Source organism: Mesorhizobium sp. YR577 (assembly GCF_900116595.1).
Classification (GTDB): domain Bacteria; phylum Pseudomonadota; class Alphaproteobacteria; order Rhizobiales; family Rhizobiaceae; genus Mesorhizobium_M.
The window spans coordinates 26552-44379 of sequence record NZ_FPBI01000003.1 but is presented as its reverse complement, the minus strand read 5'-3'; the positions used below and the strand labels follow the sequence as shown (position 1 = coordinate 44379).

The window sequence follows — 17828 nt, the reverse complement described above, 5'->3', positions numbered from 1 at the left end:
GAAAGCTTCCTTTCGAGTTGTGCATCGCAACAAATTTTCTGTTGCGATGCAGCATATATAGGAACTCATTGATATTTCTGACAGATGGTTTCCTGCATGCGAGCCATGCGTGCCGCGCATCCTTGGAAAATCAGTAGTCCGACAGGATGTGCGGCTGAGCATTCCGTCGTGGACTTGAAACCGGCTGGCCAATGGGCTATATCCCATTCAAATTCTTGGTCGGTATGACGAAGAGTGGGTCCACCCGGTCCCGCTCTTTTTTGTTACCTGGCCCAGCCTCGGACAGGGAATGACGGAAGAGATATCCAGCATAGCAGGCGACGATCGCATCATCCGCGAAAGCGGTGTCGATGCGCGTGTGGCATCGATCATTGCACCGGTATTGCGTGCAATCGGCTTTCGGCTCGTGCGTGTGCGCCTCTCGGGCCAGAACGGCCTGACGCTGCAGATCATGGCTGAACGCGAAGACGGCACCATGACAGTCGAGGACTGCGAAGAGGTCAGCCGCGCGGTTTCTCCCGCGCTTGATGTCGACGATCCGATCGATAAGGCCTATCATCTGGAAGTGTCATCGCCGGGCATCGATCGCCCGCTGGTGCGCAAGTCGGATTTCTCCGCCTGGGTCGGTCATCTCGTGAAGATGGAAACGTCGATCCTGGTCGCAGACCGCAAGCGTTTTCGCGGCAAGATCGCAGAGGCCGACGACGAAAGCGTTCTTATAGAGCGCGACCAGCCTGCTTACGGCGACGAGCCCAGCGTGCGCATACCGTTCGAAACGATTGCCGACGCCCGCCTGATCCTGACAGACGACCTGATCCGGGATGCACTGAGCAAGGACAACAGGGCCCGCAAGGAAGCCAAGAAAAACCGCGGCGAAGATGAAGACGACGCGGAAGACGAGATCGAAACAGAAGAGTGATTGAGCAGCCGGTCGACGCCGGCATTGTTCAGGGAGACGAAGATGGTAGTCAGTGCGAACAGGCTTGAGCTGCTGCAGATCGCCGATGCGGTTGCGCGTGAAAAGTCGATCGACAAATCAATCGTGATCGCCGCCATGGCCGACGCGATCCAGAAGGCCGCGCGCTCGCGCTACGGCCAGGAAACCAACATCCGCGCCGACATCAACCCGAACACCGGCGAGATGAAGCTGCAGCGTCTGATGGAAGTCGTGGAAAAGGTCGATGACTACGCGACTCAGATCGCGCTCTCCTCGGCGCGCGAGCGCAATCCCGACGCACAGGTCGGCGATTTCATTGCCGAGCAGCTCCCGCCGATGGATTTCGGCCGTATCGCCGCGCAGTCGGCCAAGCAGGTCATCGTACAGAAGGTGCGCGAGGCCGAGCGTGATCGTCAGTTCGACGAATACAAGGATCGCATCGGCGAGATCGTCAACGGCACGGTCAAGCGCGTTGAATATGGCAACGTCATCGTCGATCTCGGCCGTGGCGAAGCGATCATCCGCCGCGACGAGCTGATCCCCCGCGAAAACTATAAGTATGGCGACCGCGTCCGCGCCTATGTCTACGACGTGCGCCGCGAGCAGCGCGGCCCGCAGATTTTCCTGTCGCGTACGCACCCGCAATTCATGGCCAAGCTCTTCACCATGGAAGTGCCGGAAATCTATGACGGCATCATCGAGATCAAGTCGGTGGCCCGCGATCCGGGTTCCCGCGCCAAGATCGCCGTCATTTCGCGTGACTCATCGATCGATCCGGTCGGCGCCTGCGTTGGTATGCGCGGTTCGCGCGTCCAGGCCGTTGTCGGCGAATTGCAGGGTGAGAAGATCGACATCATTCCGTGGTCGCCTTCGGCCGCTTCCTTCATCGTCAACGCCTTGCAGCCGGCTGAAGTCGCCAAGGTTGTTCTCGATGAGGACGCAGAGCGCATCGAAGTCGTTGTGCCCGACGACCAGCTTTCGCTGGCCATCGGCCGCCGCGGCCAGAACGTTCGCCTTGCTTCGCAGCTCACCGGCTGGGATATCGACATCCTGACCGAGCAGGAAGAATCCGAGCGTCGCCAGAAGGAATTTGTCGAGCGCTCGAACCTCTTCATGGAAGCGCTGGATGTCGACGAGATGGTCGGCCAGGTGCTGGCCTCCGAAGGCTTCACCAGCGTCGAGGAAGTGGCCTATGTCGATGCCGACGAGATTTCCTCGATTGACGGCTTTGACGAGGATACCGCCAGCGAGATCCAGACCCGCGCGCGCGAATATCTCGAGAAGATCGAAGCCGAGCACGACGACAAGCGTCGCGCTCTGGGCGTCGAGGACGAACTGCGCGAAATCCCGGGCATCACCACCGCAATGCTGGTGACGCTCGGCGAGGATGGCGTGAAGACGATCGAGGACTTTGCCGGTTACGCGGTCGACGATCTCGTCGGCTGGAAGGAACGCAAGGACGGCGAGACCAAGTTCTTCCCGGGCGTTCTCGCCACTTACGCCATTTCGCGCACCGACGCTGAACAGATGGTCCTGGCTGCACGCCTGAAGGCCGGTTGGATCACAGAGGACGAAGCAGTTGCTGAGGAAGCGACTGCCGAAGCCGCTGGTGCGTGAGGTGAACACGCATCGCACGGGACCTGACCCACGACGAGATGAACGATCGCACCTGCATCGTCACGCGCAAGACCGCCGAGCCGGATGAACTGATCCGTTTCGTTGTCGGGCCGGACTCTGCTGTCGTTCCCGATCTGAAAAGAAATCTTCCAGGGCGCGGTTGCTGGGTGACCGGCGACCGCCTACATGTGGACAAGGCTGCGGCAAAGAACAGCTTTGCCCGCGCCTTCAAGAAGGAAGTCACCGTTTCGCCTGATCTTGGCGCGATGGTGGATATGCTTCTGGCAAAATCTGTCCTCGGTGTCCTCGGACTGGCCCGCAAGGCTGGTGCCATTGCACTCGGCGCGACAAAGGTCGAAAGTGCGGTGCGCAGCGGCAAGGCGCTTCTCGTTCTTCACGCAGTGGAAGCATCGGAAGACGGCCTTCGCAAGATTACCCAGGCACGCCGCGCCACCGCCTATGCCGGCGGCCCCGAAATCTATGCCTACAAACTTTTCTCGGAAGCCGATTTGAGTTTGGCATTAGGGGGCACAAATGTGATACATGCTGCCGTTCTTGCGGAAGACGCGGGAAAAGCGGTGCTGAAGCGCATGGTTGCGCTTGACCGATACCGGGGCGGATCCCCGGATGACCGGGCAATGTTTGCGGCAATTGCTGACGAAGATGAAGCCGCAGAGGATATGGAATGAGCGATACGAAATCGGGTGACGACAACACGTTGAGCGTCAACACGAAGAAGACCTTGACGCTGAAGCGCCCAGGCGTGGAGCAGGGCACCGTGCGGCAGAACTTCTCGCACGGGCGCACCAAGGCCGTCGTCGTCGAAACCAAGAAGCGCAAATTCTCGATGCCTGGCGACAAGCCGGAGCCGACCGTTGCCTCGGTGTTCACGCCGAAGCCGGCGCCCGCGCCTGCGCCCGTCGCAGTAGCAGCACCGGTGGTGCAGGAAGCGCCGAAGCCCGTTGCCGCACCTGCGCCGGCACCCGCTCCCGCGCCTGCGCCCGCTCCGGTTGTGGCTGAGCGTTCCGGCATGGTTCTGAACGAGCTGTCGAGCAGCGAGATGGAAGCGCGCCGCCGTGCGCTCGAGGGCTCCAAGGCCCGCGAGATCGAAGATCGCCAGCGCGCCCTGGAAGAAACCAAGCGCCGTCAGGAAGAAGAAGAGCGTCGCCGCCGTGAGCGCGATGAATCGGCTCGCCGTCAGGCCGAGGAAGAGGCTCGTCTCCAGACGGAGGCCGAAGCCCGCCGTCGCGCCGAGGAAGAAGCACGCCGCCGTGCGCCTCAGCACGCCGACCTGGTAGCTGATGAACCGGAAGCCAAGAGCAAGAGCGTGGCTTCCCCGCGCAGCGCCGTTCCGATCAAGCGGATCGTAACGCCTGAAGTCGCCCGCCCGGCAAAGACCAAGGGCGAGGAAGATCGCCGTCGCGGCAAGCTGACGCTCAGCAGCGCTACTTCAGACGAAGACAGCCGCGGTCGTTCGCTGTCGTCGATGCGCCGCCGTCAGGAAAAGTTCAAGCGCGCCATGCATCAGGAACCGCGCGAGAAAATTGTGCGCGAAGTGGTGCTGCCTGAAACCATCACCATTCAGGAACTCGCTCAGCGTATGTCCGAGCGCGCCGTGGATGTGGTCAAGTACTTCATGAAGCAGGGCCAGATCCTGAAGCCGGGCGACGTGATCGACGCTGATACGGCCGAACTCATCGCTGCCGAATTTGGCCACACGGTTCGCCGCGTCGCTGAATCCGACATTGAAGAAGGCCTGTTCGACGTTGCCGACCGTCCCGAGGACATGGAGTCGCGTTCGCCGGTCGTCACCATCATGGGTCACGTCGACCACGGCAAGACCTCGCTTCTCGATGCGATCCGCAATGCCAATGTCGTTTCCGGCGAAGCCGGCGGCATCACCCAGCATATCGGCGCCTATCAGGTCGAGAAGAACGGTCAGAAGATCACCTTCATCGACACGCCCGGCCACGCCGCCTTCACGGCAATGCGTGCCCGCGGTGCGCAGGCCACCGACATTGCCATCCTGGTGGTCGCTGCCGACGACAGCGTGATGCCGCAGACCATCGAGTCCATCAGCCACGCCAAAGCGGCCGGTGTTCCGATCATCGTGGCGATCAACAAGATCGACAAGCCGTCAGCCGATCCGCAGAAGGTGCGCACGCAGCTTCTGCAGCACGAGGTTTTCGTGGAATCGATGGGCGGTGAAGTTCTGGACGTCGAGGTTTCGGCGACCAAGGGCACCAATCTCGACAAGCTGCTCGAAGCGATCCTGCTGCAGGCCGAACTGCTCGACCTCAAGGCCAACGCGAACCGTACCGCGGAAGGTGTCGTCATAGAAGCCAAGCTCGACAAGGGCCGTGGTTCGGTGGCTACCGTTCTGGTGCAGACCGGTACGCTGCTGGTCGGCGACATCGTCGTGGCCGGCAACGAGTGGGGCCGTGTGCGCGCCCTCGTCGACGATCATGGCGAGCACGTCAAGGAAGCGCTGCCGGCTACTCCGGTTGAAATCCTGGGTCTCCAGGGTACGCCGCAGGCAGGTGACCGCTTTGCCGTCGTGACCAACGAAGCCAAGGCGCGCGAGATCACCGAGTACCGCCAGCGTCTTGCACGCGACAAGGCGGCTGCCCGCCATGTCGGCCAGCGCGGCTCGCTCGAACATATGATGTCGCAGCTGCAGTCGAGTGGTCTCAAGGAGTTCCCGCTGGTCATCAAGGCCGACGTGCAGGGTTCCGTCGAGGCGATCATCGCAGCACTCGACAAGCTGGGCACCGACGAAGTCCGTGCCCGCATCGTTCATGCAGGCGCCGGTGGCATCACGGAAAGCGACGTGTCGCTCGCCGAGACGTCCGGTGCTGCCATGATCGGCTTCAACGTGCGTGCAAACCCTCAGGCCCGTCAGGCGGCCGAGCAGGCCGGCATCGACATCCGCTACTACAACATCATCTACAATCTCGTGGATGACGTTAAGGCGGCCATGTCGGGTCTGCTGTCGCCGGAACGCCGCGAAACCTTCATCGGCAATGCGGAAATCCTGGAAGTCTTCAACATCACGAAGACCGGCAAGGTCGCCGGTTGCCGTGTCACGGAAGGCAAGGTCGAGCGCGGTGCCGGCGTACGCCTGATCCGCGACGATGTCGTCATCCACGAAGGCACGCTGAAGACGCTGAAGCGTTTCAAGGACGAAGTATCCGAGGTTCCGGTCGGCCAGGAATGCGGCATGGCCTTCCAGAACTACGAAGACATGCGCCAGGGCGACGTCATCGAGTGCTTCCGCGTCGAGATGGTGACCCGGACGCTGTAAAGGCTGATGGAAACTGGAGGGCGGCTTCGGCCGCTCTCTTTGCTGCAACCGTGATGCGGTCCCACCCCGCAACGGCTAGGTTTATAGTATGTCCGGGCCGTCCCGTACCTCCGTTCCGAAAATCTGGCCCGCGGCTGCGCAATCCGGCTTTCACAAGACGTTCGAGTTGGAGCTGGATGATCATCTTGATATCCAGTACACGACGCGCCAACTTCTGCCGTTATGGCCGACCGTCGGCGCGATGGCTTTGATTGTACTGTTCGGTGCTCTGTTCCTGAATTTCGACAAATGGCGCGCTGGCGACGTCGTCATATTCGCCATTTATGTCGTCGCAAGCGTGATTGCAGGTGTGTTGCTGACGATCCTGCTTTTACAGCCGATGCGCCGCTTGCTGCGGGGTATCTACCGCCGGCGGCTAACGAAGATGGGCGTGCTCGGCAAGCCGATCGAGGCGACGGTCGATGAGAACGGGATCAGCTATACGGTCGTGGGTCAGACGGTGAGTTGTCCGTGGAACTCGCTCTATGCTCTCGAGGAGGAAGCGGGAACCTTCTATTTCTGGCTTTCCAAGACATTTGCCCATCCTTGGCCGGCCCGGATATTCATCTCGGACGAAGAGCGGCGGACCTTTCGCGACAGCGTGCTGAAATGGTCCGGTCGCCCGATAGCATCACCACCTGTTCTGGCTCGCCTCGGTGCGAATGGCCGAGTCAACCTTCCGGATTGAGAGACGATATGAGCAAACAAACCAGCGGCCCCTCCCAGCGCCAGCTTCGCGTCGGCGAACAGGTGCGCCATGCACTGTCCGAGACGCTGCAGCGTGGCGAGATACTGGACCCCGTCATCGAGACGACGGTGATATCGATCTCGGAAGTGCGCATGTCGCCGGATTTGAAGATCGCGACGGCCTTCGTTTCGCCGCTTGGCGCGCGCGACGACGCGGCGGTGATCGAAACGCTCAACAAGCATGCGCGCTTCATTCGCGGACGTGTCTCGTCGGCCCTGCGGCAGATGAAATACATGCCGGAATTCCGGTTCCGGCTCGATACGAGCTACGACAATTTCGCCAAGATCAATGAACTTCTGAAATCGCCGGTGGTCGTGCGGGATCTGGAAGCCGACGACGACAAGGAGCAGGAATAGTGGGGCGCAGGGGCAAGAAGAAGGGCCGGCCGATTTCCGGCTGGCTGGTGTTCGACAAGCCGATCGGCATGGGCTCGACCGAAGCGGTCTCCAAGATCAAATGGCTGTTCCAGGCGGAAAAAGCCGGTCATGCCGGCACGCTCGACCCGCTGGCCTCCGGCATGCTGCCGATCGCGCTCGGCGAGGCGACCAAGACGGTGCCTTACGTTCAGGACGGCGCCAAGGTCTACCGTTTCACGGTTGCCTGGGGCGAGGAGCGCTCGACCGACGATCTCGAAGGCCCGGTGACGAAGACCTCCGAAAAGCGCCCGTCCGAAGCTGAAATCCTGGCACTGCTGCCGAAATACACCGGCGTGATCATGCAGACACCGCCACAGTTCTCGGCGATCAAGATCGCCGGCGAGCGCGCCTATGATCTGGCGCGCGAAGGCGAGACGGTTGACATTCCTGCCCGGGAAATCGAAATCGGACGGCTGGAACTGATCGAAACCACGCAGGAAGGCAATTCGGTCTTCGAAATCGAATGCGGCAAGGGAACCTATGTGCGCTCGCTGGCCCGCGACATGGGCCGCGATCTCGAATGCTTCGGCCATATAGCAACGCTTCGGCGCACCGAAGTCGATCCTTTTACAGCCGAGGATCTGGTCACGCTGGAACAGCTGGAAGCCGCGGTCCCGCAGGCGCGGGAAGGGGAAGAGGTGGTACTGAGCTACGCTGCGATCGACGCCTATATCGTTGACACCGGCGCTGCACTCGAATGCCTGCCGCAAGTGGCGATCACCGACGATGCGGCGGCCAAGATAAGGCTAGGCAACCCGGTCATCATTCGCGGCCGCGATGCGCCCGTGGAAGCCGAGGAAGCCTGTGCCACCGCACGTGGCAAACTGGTGGCGATCGGCGCGATCGAAGCTGGTATGTTCAAGCCGAAGCGGGTGTTTGCGGGTTAAAAGACCGACTTTTTGCCGGTTTTCGATTCGCTATGGCCTTTATCGGCTTTTTGCACTATATGCGCCGCAGCATCGCGCAAGATTGCGCCATGTACACCGGCCCCTGCTGGACGACATCCCGGCCGTGGGCGTCCCGTTTCCTCAAATTGAAAGGAAAAACACGATGTCGATTACTGCTGAACGCAAGACCGAATTGCTTTCCGAATTCGCTACCGCCAAGGGTGACACCGGTTCGCCGGAAGTCCAGGTAGCGATCCTCTCGGAGCGGATCAAGAACCTGACCGAGCACTTCAAGGACCACAAGAAGGATAACCATTCCCGCCGTGGTCTTCTGGCCCTGGTTTCGCAGCGCCGCAGCCTCCTTGATTATCTCAAGGGCAAGGATGAGGCCCGCTACCAGACGCTGATCGAGAAGCTCGGCCTGCGTCGCTAAACTCCTGACCGGCGGATTTTCGTCCTGAAAGTTCGCCGGTCTTCTTATTCGGGCCTGCCCACTGCAGGTCCATGCATCCAGATGCCGAGGGCCTTGCGCCTGTCCGGCAGATCAGATGCCAAAGCAGGGTTTCGGCTGCAGCAGAGGGCAGCGCCGAGACCACCCATGGGACCAGTCATGGGGCAGGATTGCAGGATGCCTGGGGCGTTGTCGAACGCCGTTAATCCAGACCTCCCGTTGTCTTGCCCGTGGCTCGTCTGAAACAAGCCAGGAAACGCTGCGCGCATGCATTGCGCCGCCTTTCCGCATTTGAAGGACAAGACATGTTCAAACAACACAGAGTGGAAATCGAGTGGGCAGGACGCCCGCTCATCCTCGAAACCGGCAAGATCGCCCGTCAGGCTGACGGCGCAGTGCTCGCCACCTACGGCGAGACCATGGTGCTGGCCACCGTCGTCTCCGCGAAAGAGCCGAAGCCGGGCTTCGACTTCTTCCCGCTGACCGTCAACTACCAGGAAAAGACCTATGCCGCCGGCAAGATCCCGGGCGGCTATTTCAAGCGTGAAGGCCGTCCGAGCGAGAAGGAAACCCTGGTTTCCCGCCTCATCGACCGCCCGATCCGCCCGCTTTTCGCTGACGGCTACAAGAACGACACCCAGGTTGTCGTCACCGTCGTCCAGCACGATCTCGAGAACGATCCGGACATCCTGTCGATCGTCGCCACCTCCGCTGCCTTGACGCTCTCGGGCGTGCCCTTCATGGGCCCGATCGGCGGCGCGCGCGTCGGCTACATCAACGGCGAATACAAGCTCAACCCGCATGTCGACGAGATGCCTGAATCGCTGCTCGACCTCGTCGTTGCCGGCACCGGCGACGCCGTTCTGATGGTCGAGTCCGAAGCCAAGGAACTGTCCGAAGACATCATGCTCGGCGCCGTCATGTTCGGCCACAAGGGCTTCCAGCCGGTCATCGACGCGATCATCAAGCTCGCTGAAGTTGCCGCCAAGGACCCCCGCGATTTCACCTCGCCGAGCTATGCCGATCTCGAAGCCGAGATGCTGAAGATCGTCGAAGGCGATCTGCGCGAAGCTTACAAGATCATCGACAAGCAGGCCCGTTACGCCGCTGTCGACGCCGCCAAGGCCAAGGTCAAGGCTGCGTTCGCTCCGGCCGAGGGCGAGGAAGCGAAGTATTCCTCCGAGCAGGTCGCAACGGTGTTCAAGGAACTCCAGGCCAAGATCGTGCGCTGGAACATCCTCGACACCGGTTCGCGCATCGACGGCCGTGACCTCTCGACCGTTCGCCAGATCGTGTCGGAAGTCGGCGTGCTGCCGCGTACCCATGGTTCGTCGCTGTTCACCCGCGGCGAGACCCAGGCGATCGTGGTTGCCACGCTGGGTACCGGCGAAGACGAGCAGTATGTCGACTCGCTGACGGGCATGTACAAGGAGAAGTTCCTTCTCCATTACAACTTCCCGCCCTATTCCGTCGGTGAAACCGGCCGCATGGGTTCGCCCGGCCGCCGCGAAATCGGCCACGGCAAGCTCGCCTGGCGCGCCATTCGCCCGATGCTGCCGGCTGCCGAGCAGTTCCCCTACACGCTGCGCGTCGTCTCGGAAATCACCGAGTCCAACGGTTCGTCCTCGATGGCGACCGTCTGCGGCACTTCGCTGGCGCTCATGGATGCCGGCGTTCCGCTGGCCAAGCCGGTTGCCGGCATTGCCATGGGCCTGATCAAGGAAGGCGAGCGCTTCGCCGTTCTCTCCGACATTCTTGGCGACGAGGATCACCTCGGCGACATGGATTTCAAGGTGGCCGGCACGCAGGGCGGCATCACCGCACTGCAGATGGACATCAAGATCGACGGCATCACCGAAGAGATCATGAAGGTCGCTCTCGGCCAGGCCAAGGACGGCCGCCTGCACATCCTGGGCGAGATGTCCAAGGCCATCACCGAGGGCCGTTCGGAACTCGGCGAGTTCGCGCCGCGTATCGAGGTCATGCACATCCCGACCGACAAGATCCGTGACGTCATCGGCTCCGGCGGCAAGGTCATCCGCGAGATCGTGGAAAAGACCGGCGCCAAGATCAACATCGAGGACGACGGCACGGTGAAGATCGCTTCGTCGAACGCCAAGGAGATCGAGGCGGCCAAGAAGTGGATCCACACCATCGTAGCCGAGCCGGAAGTCGGCGAGATCTACGAAGGCACGGTCGTCAAGACCGCCGATTTCGGCGCTTTCGTGAACTTCTTCGGCCCCAAGGATGGCCTGGTTCACATCTCGCAGCTTGCCAACGACCGCGTCGCCAAGACGTCGGACGTCGTCAAGGAAGGCCAGAAGGTCTTCGTCAAGCTCATGGGCTTTGACGAGCGCGGCAAGGTTCGCCTGTCGATGAAGGTCGTCGACCAGGAAACCGGCAAGGAAATCGCGCGTGACAAGAAGGCTGACGGCGAAGAAAACGCCGCCTGATCGACGCGATAATTCAAACGAGACGGGCGCGCCGCAAGGTCGCGCCCGTTTTCTTTTGCCGTTGACGCCCCGCTCACGATATCAAGGCAGGCCATGTCCCGAGATGCACTGAAGACCCTTTTCCATCCCTTTGAGGCGGAGCTGCTCGCAGCACCGGGCAAGGGCGAAAGGGTGCTGTTTCTCGGCGCCGAGCCAGGGTCTCAGCGGCCCGAAGACCTTGACGCCGATCTGTCGATGGTGCAGGGATTTCGCCCCTATGTTCGGGGTCTGGAAGCTGGCGGCTACACCGTTTCGCCGCGTGCGGAAGGCGAAAACTTCGATGCGGCGCTGGTGCTCTGCGGCCGTCATCGCGGTGCGAACGAGTTGCTGGTTGCTGACGCCCTTGAGCGCGTTCACGTTGATGGGCTGATCGTGGTTGCCGGCAGCAAGGACGACGGTATCGCCAGCCTGCGCAAGCGGCTGGACGAGATCGTTTCCATCGACGGACATGCTCCAAAGCACCATGGCGTGGCATTCTGGTTCCGCCGGCCTGCGGATGTGGCGCAGGCAGTCGAGTTGCTGCGCGCAGGCAATGGCGAAACGATCGTGGACGGGCGCTTCCACACCGCCCCCGGCATGTTTTCGGCAGGCGAGATCGATGTGGGCTCGAGGCTGTTGGTCGAGAACCTGCCCAAAAAGATCACAGGCGCCGTTGCCGATTTCTGCGCCGGTTGGGGTTACATCGCGGCCGAACTCGCAGCTCGCTACCCCAAGATATCGACGCTCGACCTTTACGAGGCAGATTCTGCCTCACTGGAGGCAGCCAGGCGCAATGTCGCGAGCAGAGAAGGGCTTACACCGCGTTTCTTCTGGCACGACCTCTCTGCCGAGCAGGTGGCCCATCGTTACGACCTGATCGTCATGAACCCGCCCTTTCATCAGCGCCGGACCGCCGAGCCGGATATCGGGCAGGGCATGATCCGCGCTGCTGCGGCTGCGCTGAAGCCCGGCGGACGATTGCTGATGGTCGCCAATCGGCAGCTTCCTTATGAAAAGACGCTGTCGGAAGCTTTCTCGATGCAGGAAGAAATTTGTCGCACGGGCATGTTCAAGGTGCTTGGCGCACGCCGTTGAAGATTGGCAGGCGGATACCGCCTTATGCGACGTGCCGCTCGCTGACGACGCCGAGCTTGCCGCCGCCGACGATCTTCAGCGGTGCCGGGCGTCCGAACAGATAGCCCTGAACCACCTCGCAGCCGGCAGCCCGCAGAAGGGTTGCCTGGCTTTCGGTTTCCACGCCTTCGGCGATGGTGCGCACGCCCAGAGCGCGGGACAGTCCTACGATCGTCGAAACGACCGCGCCCGAGCTGTTTTCCGTGTCGATGCGGCTGACGAAGGAACGATCGATCTTCAGCTTGTCGAAGGGGAAATCCATCAGGTAGCTGAGATTGGAATAGCCGGTGCCGAAATCATCGACGGCAACCGAGATGCCCATCTCGGAAAGCTGCTTGAGGATGACGCCGGCGCGGTCGCGATCCTGCATCATCGCCGTTTCGGTGACCTCCAGCTCAAGCCGCTGCGGCTTGATCCCCGTGCTTTCCATCACGGACTGGACGGTGCCGACGAAATCCTTGGTCATGAACTGGACCGGCGAGATATTCACCGCGACGAAGCAATCATCTGGAAGATGCCGCGCGTCGCTGCAGGCCCTGCGCAGAACCCATTCGCCTATGGGCACGATCATGCCCGTCTCTTCTGCGATGGGGATGAATTCCATCGGCGGGATCATCCCACGCTCGGGATGCTTCCAGCGGATGAGCGCTTCGTAGCCGACGATACGCCCGGTCGGAAGGTCGAGTTGCGGCTGGTAGTGGAGATCGAAATCGCCGCGGTCGAACGCGATCTGGAGTTCGGCCTCGACCCATTGGCGATGGTCTGCCACGAGGCCCATATCCGGGTGGAACACCGACCAGCTGCCGATGCCGCTGGCGCGCGAATGCTGAAGGGCAAGGTTTGACCGGCGCAGGATGACCGCTGGGTCCAGCCCGTCTTTCGGCAGGGCAACGATGCCAACCGAGAGATTGATCGACTGGAGATGCGTTTTCAGGTGATAGGGCTCCATCAGCCGATCGATCATCATCTCGACCAGCTTTTCCACCGACATCACGCCGGGACGGTCCGGGTAGAGGATGGCGAATTCGCCGGCACCGATCCTGCCGATCACCACGCCGCGCGGAAGATTGGTCTTCAAGCGCTCGGTGAAGCGCTTGATAAGCTCGTCACCCTGGCTGTAGCCGATCGAATCGTTGATCTGCTTGAAGCGATCGATGTCGATATCGATAAGGAAGACCGGCTTTCCGCTCTTCACCGTGGAAGACGCCGCTTCGCCGATCCTGCTCATCATGGCGGTGCGGGCGTGCAGGCCGGTCAGTTTGTCGAATTGCGTCTCATTGTAGACATAGCTGGCCGATTCATCGACGCCGGCATAGAAGGACATCGCCGATCCGGCGGCAGCCAGTGCACAGAGTGCTGCGATGATGGCCATGACCATTTCGGCATTCATGCCGGCGAGGCCGTCACCGAAGCCGAATTTCAGGCCCCAGATCCCCAGCATGAAGCTGCCCATGCCGGAGGCGGCAATGGTAATGAGCCGGAAAACCGGGCTGCGGTTCGGATCTGTGGCCGCTGGCATGCACTAAGTCCCTAAGTTACAGGGCCTTTTCGCACACATCCCCTTAAAATCGGTTTCGCTTAAACTGTTTAATTTTACAGGAAACCGGAATTATTCGCTGCCGCCGTCCGACTGCTTCAGTTCCTCAAGGGTCGGCATCGAGACGATGTGGTAGCCGGAATCGACATAGTGGATTTCGCCGGTGACGCCCGACGACAGGTCCGACAGGAGATAGAGCGCCGAGCCGCCGACCTCGTCGATGGTGACGGTGCGGCGCAGCGGCGAATTGCGTTGCTGGTAGGAAAACATGTGCCGCGCATCGGCAATGCCTGCGCCGGCGAGCGTGCGCACAGGTCCGGCCGAAATCGCATTCACGCGAATGCCGCGCGGCCCGTAATCGTCGGCGAGATAGCGCACGCTGGCCTCCAAGCCGGCCTTGGCGACGCCCATGACGTTGTAGTTCGGCATGACGCGGGTCGAGCCGGCGTAGGTCAGCGTGATCATCGAGCCGCCTTCCTTCATCAGGCCGGCGGCATGGCGCGCAACCTCGGTGAACGAATAGCAGGAGATCACCATGGTGCGGACGAAGTTTTCGCGCGTCGTGTTGGCGTAGAGGCCTTTCAGCTCGTTCTTGTCGGAAAAACCGATGGCGTGCACGATGAAGTCGATGCCGCCCCATTCATTGCCCAGCGTCTCGAAAACCGACGCGATGGATGCGCTGTCCTCGACATCGCAGGGCAGCACCAGAGAAGCGTTGACCTTTTCGGCCAGCGGCTTCACGCGGCGGCCGAAAGCCTCGCCCTGATAGGTGAATGCCATCTCCGCGCCATGGGCGGAGAGCTGCTTGGCTATACCCCAGGCAATAGAGTGATCGTTGGCGACGCCCATGACGAGGCCGCGCTTGCCCTTCATCAAACCTTCCATCGGAAGAATATCCTTAGCCGTTGTGACGCTGGAAAACGAGCGTGGCGTTTGTGCCGCCGAAGCCGAACGAGTTCGACAGCACCGTGTCGATCTTGGCGTTGTCGATGCGCTTGCGCACGATCGGCATGCCTTCGAATTCCGGGTCGAGTTCTTCGATATGAGCGCTCTCGCCGATGAAGCCGCCCTGCATCATCAGGATCGAATAGATCGATTCCTGCACGCCGGCAGCCCCCAGCGAGTGGCCGGTAAGAGACTTGGTCGAGGTGATGTTCGGGATTTTATCGCCGAACGTCTCGCGGATGGCACCCATCTCCTTGGAATCGCCGACCGGCGTCGATGTGCCGTGCGTGTTGATATAGTCGACCGGAGCAGAAACCGTCGCCAGCGCCTGCTTCATGCAGCGTATCGCGCCTTCGCCGGACGGGGCGACCATGTCGTAGCCGTCGGACGTGGCACCGTAGCCGACCAGTTCGCAGTAGATCTTGGCGCCGCGCGCCTTTGCGCGCTCCAGTTCTTCCAGAACCAGCACACCGGCACCGCCGGCAATGACGAAACCGTCGCGGTTCACGTCATAGGCGCGCGAGGCAACGGATGCGCGGTCGTTGAACTTGGAAGACATTGCGCCCATCGCGTCGAACAGGTTCGACATGGTCCAGTCCAGATCTTCATGGCCACCGGCGAACATGACGTCCTGCTTGCCCCACTGGATCATCTCGGCAGCGTTGCCGATGCAATGCGCCGACGTCGAGCAGGCCGACGAGATCGAATAGTTGACGCCGTGAATCTTGAACCAGGTTGCGAGCGTCGCCGAGGCGGTCGAGGACATGGCCTTTGGCACGGCGAAGGGTCCGATGCGCTTCGGGCTGCTGTTCTTCAGCGTAATTTCCGATGCTTCCACGATGGTTTTCGTCGAAGGTCCGCCGGAGCCCATGATGATGCCGGTGCGTGGGTTGCCGGATATGTCGGTCTCTTCAAGGCCGCTGTCGGCAATCGCCTGCTTCATGGCCACATGATTCCACATGCCGCCCTGCGACAGGAAACGCGCGGCACGACGGTCGACGAGCTCGGTGGTGTCGAGCGTTGGCGCGCCCCAGACCTGACAGCGGAAGCCGTGTTCGGCGAAAGAATCGGAGAAACTGATGCCGGATTTGGCATCATGCAGCGAGGCCTGGACCTCCTCGGCATTGTTTCCGATGGACGATACGATTCCAAGGCCCGTGACAACGACGCGTCTCATAAGTACTCCTTCGTGACTGCGTGCCCGCGGTCAGGCTGCTTCCTGCTTGGCGAGACCGACCCGCAGGTCCGTTGCCCTGTAGATAGTCTCGCCGTCGGCCTTTAGCCAGCCATCGGCCGTGCCGAGCACCAGCCGGCCGCGCATGACACGCTTGAAATCGATGCCGTATTCGACCTTTTTGACCTTCGGCGTCACCATGCCCTTGAACTTGACCTCGCCGGTGGACAGCGCCATGCCCTTGCCTGGCTCGCCGAGCCAGCCGAGGAAGAACCCGGTCAACTGCCACATGGCATCGAGGCCGAGGCAACCGGGCATGACGGGATTGCCGATGAAGTGGCAGGGGAAGAACCACAGGTCCGGCTTGATATCGAGTTCGGCGCGCACGAAGCCCTTGTCGAACTCGCCGCCCGTTTCGGAAATTTCGGTGATCCGATCGAACATCAGCATCGGCGGGGCCGGCAGCTGCGCGTTTCCTGGCCCGAACAGTTCGCCGCGAGCGCAGGCGAGCAGTTCCTCATATTCGTAGCTGGATTTTGCAACCGCCATGAAATCTCGTCCCCGTATGACTTCCGGGAGCTTCCGCTCCGCTTGTCCTAGTTCACTAACACAGTCTGTTTCCGCTCGGAAACCGCCGTTTGCGATTAGCCTGCCGGTCTCCCTGGGTCAATGTGCGCCTATTGATCGGTTTGCCCCGACAGAATATATGTCAAGGAACGTATGGCTTTTATCACGCGAAAATCGTGTGGTGAATTTCAAGATGAGATGAATTGGATTTGGCGGATTGATGGATTTGACCGTCCCGAACAAGATTGCAGTCGACGAACGTGTACGCGAGGCGGGTCTGCGCCCGACGCGGCAGCGTGTCGCGCTCGCCAATCTGCTTTTCGCCAAGGGCGACCGTCATCTCTCCGCTGAGGAACTGCACGAAGAAGCCGTTGCAGCCGGCGTGCCGGTGTCGCTGGCGACCGTCTACAATGCTCTTCATCAGTTCACCGAGGCTGGCCTGCTCCGCATTCTGGCTGTCGAAGGTGCAAAGACCTATTTCGACACCAACACCTCGGACCATCATCACTTCTTCATCGAAGGCGAGAACAAGGTCTTCGACATCGCATCTGGTCCGGTGAAGGTGCTAAACCTGCCCGAACCGCCCGAAGGCATGGAAATCGCCAACGTCGATATCGTCGTGCGCCTTCGTCCCAAGCGGGGCGGCTGACCCGCGCATGGGCTCGTTGCGGCCCGTTGATCTCATAGTAAGAGCGGAATGGATTGCCGTCGCTGTTGGAGCGATAGCGGCCTATGCCTTTGCCGGCGGCTCTTGGCCGCTCTTTGTGCTGCTGATTCTGGCGCCTGATCTTGCGATGCTGGGTTATCTGGCAGGGCCGCGCTTCGGCGCCTTCGCCTACAACATGCTGCATGTCCTGGTCTGGCCGCTGGTGATGCTGGCGATCGGCCTATCCGCCGGCCATGCCCTGGTCACGCAGATCGCGTTCATCTGGATCGCCCATATCGCCATAGACAGGGCGCTCGGTTATGGGCTGAAGCTCGCGACCGGTTTTCAGGACACGCATCTTGGCCGCATTGGCCACGATAAATCCTGACCTCTAATCCTTGACCTGCTCGCCGGGATAGGCGCCCCAGACCTGCGTCTGGTTGATCCAGCCGGTATGACCGTCGAAGGTCATTTCGCACCAATCGCCATTGCAGGACTTGATCGTTCCGACCACGCCCGGCTCGATGATGGCAACCGCTCGCGCCTCGTTGTCCGGCTTGGCCATGAGTGAGATCCTGGCATCCTTGCCGCGCTGCCATGGTGCGGCTATCGCCGTGCGCCGGCCGGACAGCAGCGACTGGTTGATCCAGCCTTCCGAGCCCTCGGCATCGCGCACCCGGCGCCATGTGTCGTATTCCTGAATGATCTCCATCGGCAGGCCGGGCTTCATATAGAGCCAGTCCACGCCATAATTCAGGCCGGGGCCTATGCGCGAATTGACCTTGCCCGACTTTAGGCTGACGAAGCGCGGCAAAGGCAGGCCGCTCGGCCCCCTGGTGATCTCCTGGCCGGGTGCTGCGGCCTGGCCAGCCGTTATCAAGGCCCCCGTCGAGACGAGGGCGAGGCCGAGCACGGCTGCACCAAACGACATACGAAGCGACACGAACCCAAACAC

17 protein-coding genes are annotated in these 17828 nt (G+C 61.2%); 12 read left to right on the top strand and 5 right to left on the bottom strand.

The features are described 5' to 3' along the window. The first annotated feature begins 289 nt into the window (after positions 1-289). The 10 genes from rimP (at position 290) to BM413_RS05405 (ending at position 11965) form a co-directional block, all read left to right on the top strand. Positions 290-919, top strand: a complete 630-nt coding sequence (gene rimP / locus BM413_RS05450) for a ribosome maturation factor RimP (RefSeq protein ID WP_091911222.1) — start codon at positions 290-292, stop codon at positions 917-919. Between the two features lie 42 nt (positions 920-961). After that, positions 962-2554, top strand: coding sequence for a transcription termination factor NusA (gene nusA, locus BM413_RS05445; RefSeq protein ID WP_091911716.1), 1593 nt, complete (start codon positions 962-964; stop codon positions 2552-2554). A 38-nt stretch (positions 2555-2592) separates the two neighbouring features. Next, entirely contained in the window at positions 2593-3243 is a 651-nt protein-coding gene (locus BM413_RS05440) for an RNA-binding protein (RefSeq protein WP_091911220.1), read from the top strand. Beyond that, positions 3240-5858: a translation initiation factor IF-2 gene (gene infB / locus BM413_RS05435; RefSeq protein WP_091911218.1), complete on the top strand. Its 2619-nt coding sequence runs from the start codon at positions 3240-3242 to the stop codon at positions 5856-5858. The genes BM413_RS05440 and infB overlap by 4 nt, the downstream gene beginning before the upstream one ends. 88 nt (positions 5859-5946) lie before the next feature. Continuing rightward, positions 5947-6585, top strand: a complete 639-nt coding sequence (locus tag BM413_RS05430) for a YcxB family protein (RefSeq protein WP_091911216.1) — start codon at positions 5947-5949, stop codon at positions 6583-6585. Positions 6586-6593: 8 nt separating this feature from the next. Beyond that, positions 6594-7001: a 30S ribosome-binding factor RbfA gene (gene rbfA, locus BM413_RS05425; RefSeq protein ID WP_091911214.1), complete on the top strand. Its 408-nt coding sequence runs from the start codon at positions 6594-6596 to the stop codon at positions 6999-7001. Then, positions 7001-7948, top strand: coding sequence for a tRNA pseudouridine(55) synthase TruB (gene truB / locus BM413_RS05420; RefSeq protein ID WP_091911213.1), 948 nt, complete (start codon positions 7001-7003; stop codon positions 7946-7948). Before rbfA ends, truB begins: the two co-directional genes overlap by 1 nt. 163 nt (positions 7949-8111) lie before the next feature. After that, positions 8112-8381, top strand: coding sequence for a 30S ribosomal protein S15 (rpsO, locus tag BM413_RS05415; protein ID WP_091911211.1), 270 nt, complete (start codon positions 8112-8114; stop codon positions 8379-8381). A 323-nt stretch (positions 8382-8704) separates the two neighbouring features. Next, positions 8705-10852 carry a polyribonucleotide nucleotidyltransferase gene (pnp, locus tag BM413_RS05410; RefSeq protein WP_091911210.1) on the top strand — a complete coding sequence of 716 codons (2148 nt, stop codon included), beginning with the start codon at positions 8705-8707 and terminating at the stop codon, positions 10850-10852. 93 nt (positions 10853-10945) lie between these two features. Then, entirely contained in the window at positions 10946-11965 is a 1020-nt protein-coding gene (locus tag BM413_RS05405; protein WP_091911208.1) for a class I SAM-dependent methyltransferase, read from the top strand. 22 nt (positions 11966-11987) lie between these two features. Here the strand turns inward: BM413_RS05405 and BM413_RS05400 are convergent, their stop codons facing one another. From BM413_RS05400 to fabA, 4 genes are all read right to left on the bottom strand, one after another. Beyond that, the gene (locus BM413_RS05400) at positions 11988-13523 is read right to left on the bottom strand and encodes a putative bifunctional diguanylate cyclase/phosphodiesterase (protein ID WP_091911205.1); all 1536 of its coding nucleotides are present in this window, start codon (positions 13521-13523) and stop codon (positions 11988-11990) included. Positions 13524-13613: 90 nt separating this feature from the next. Then, positions 13614-14426, bottom strand: coding sequence for an enoyl-ACP reductase FabI (gene fabI / locus BM413_RS05395; RefSeq protein ID WP_091911203.1), 813 nt, complete (start codon positions 14424-14426; stop codon positions 13614-13616). Between the two features lie 13 nt (positions 14427-14439). Then, complete coding sequence (gene fabB / locus BM413_RS05390) at positions 14440-15663, bottom strand: beta-ketoacyl-ACP synthase I (protein ID WP_091911202.1); 1224 nt, start codon at positions 15661-15663, stop codon at positions 14440-14442. A gap of 30 nt (positions 15664-15693) precedes the next feature. Continuing rightward, the gene (fabA, locus tag BM413_RS05385) at positions 15694-16209 is read right to left on the bottom strand and encodes a 3-hydroxyacyl-[acyl-carrier-protein] dehydratase FabA (protein WP_091911200.1); all 516 of its coding nucleotides are present in this window, start codon (positions 16207-16209) and stop codon (positions 15694-15696) included. 238 nt (positions 16210-16447) lie between these two features. Here fabA and irrA point away from each other — a divergent pair, with 238 nt between their 5' ends. Together irrA and BM413_RS05375 are read left to right on the top strand one after the other, a co-directional pair. After that, positions 16448-16876: an iron response transcriptional regulator IrrA gene (gene irrA / locus BM413_RS05380; RefSeq protein WP_091911198.1), complete on the top strand. Its 429-nt coding sequence runs from the start codon at positions 16448-16450 to the stop codon at positions 16874-16876. A 7-nt stretch (positions 16877-16883) separates the two neighbouring features. Then, positions 16884-17261, top strand: a complete 378-nt coding sequence (locus tag BM413_RS05375; protein WP_348272886.1) for a DUF4260 domain-containing protein — start codon at positions 16884-16886, stop codon at positions 17259-17261. Positions 17262-17264: 3 nt separating this feature from the next. Here the strand turns inward: BM413_RS05375 and BM413_RS05370 are convergent, their stop codons facing one another. Further along, entirely contained in the window at positions 17265-17828 is a 564-nt protein-coding gene (locus BM413_RS05370; RefSeq protein WP_091911712.1) for an SH3 domain-containing protein, read from the bottom strand.

Coding starts and splice junctions, on each gene's coding strand:
- rimP (WP_091911222.1), top strand. CDS start 290: ATGACGGAAGAGATATCCAGCATAGCAGGCGACGATCGCATCATCCGC.
- nusA (WP_091911716.1), top strand. CDS start 962: ATGGTAGTCAGTGCGAACAGGCTTGAGCTGCTGCAGATCGCCGATGCG.
- BM413_RS05440 (WP_091911220.1), top strand. CDS start 2,593: ATGAACGATCGCACCTGCATCGTCACGCGCAAGACCGCCGAGCCGGAT.
- infB (WP_091911218.1), top strand. CDS start 3,240: ATGAGCGATACGAAATCGGGTGACGACAACACGTTGAGCGTCAACACG.
- BM413_RS05430 (WP_091911216.1), top strand. CDS start 5,947: ATGTCCGGGCCGTCCCGTACCTCCGTTCCGAAAATCTGGCCCGCGGCT.
- rbfA (WP_091911214.1), top strand. CDS start 6,594: ATGAGCAAACAAACCAGCGGCCCCTCCCAGCGCCAGCTTCGCGTCGGC.
- rpsO (WP_091911211.1), top strand. CDS start 8,112: ATGTCGATTACTGCTGAACGCAAGACCGAATTGCTTTCCGAATTCGCT.
- pnp (WP_091911210.1), top strand. CDS start 8,705: ATGTTCAAACAACACAGAGTGGAAATCGAGTGGGCAGGACGCCCGCTC.
- BM413_RS05405 (WP_091911208.1), top strand. CDS start 10,946: ATGTCCCGAGATGCACTGAAGACCCTTTTCCATCCCTTTGAGGCGGAG.
- BM413_RS05400 (WP_091911205.1), bottom strand. CDS start 13,523: ATGCCAGCGGCCACAGATCCGAACCGCAGCCCGGTTTTCCGGCTCATT.
- fabI (WP_091911203.1), bottom strand. CDS start 14,426: ATGGAAGGTTTGATGAAGGGCAAGCGCGGCCTCGTCATGGGCGTCGCC.
- fabB (WP_091911202.1), bottom strand. CDS start 15,663: ATGAGACGCGTCGTTGTCACGGGCCTTGGAATCGTATCGTCCATCGGA.
- fabA (WP_091911200.1), bottom strand. CDS start 16,209: ATGGCGGTTGCAAAATCCAGCTACGAATATGAGGAACTGCTCGCCTGC.
- irrA (WP_091911198.1), top strand. CDS start 16,448: ATGGATTTGACCGTCCCGAACAAGATTGCAGTCGACGAACGTGTACGC.
- BM413_RS05375 (WP_348272886.1), top strand. CDS start 16,884: ATGGGCTCGTTGCGGCCCGTTGATCTCATAGTAAGAGCGGAATGGATT.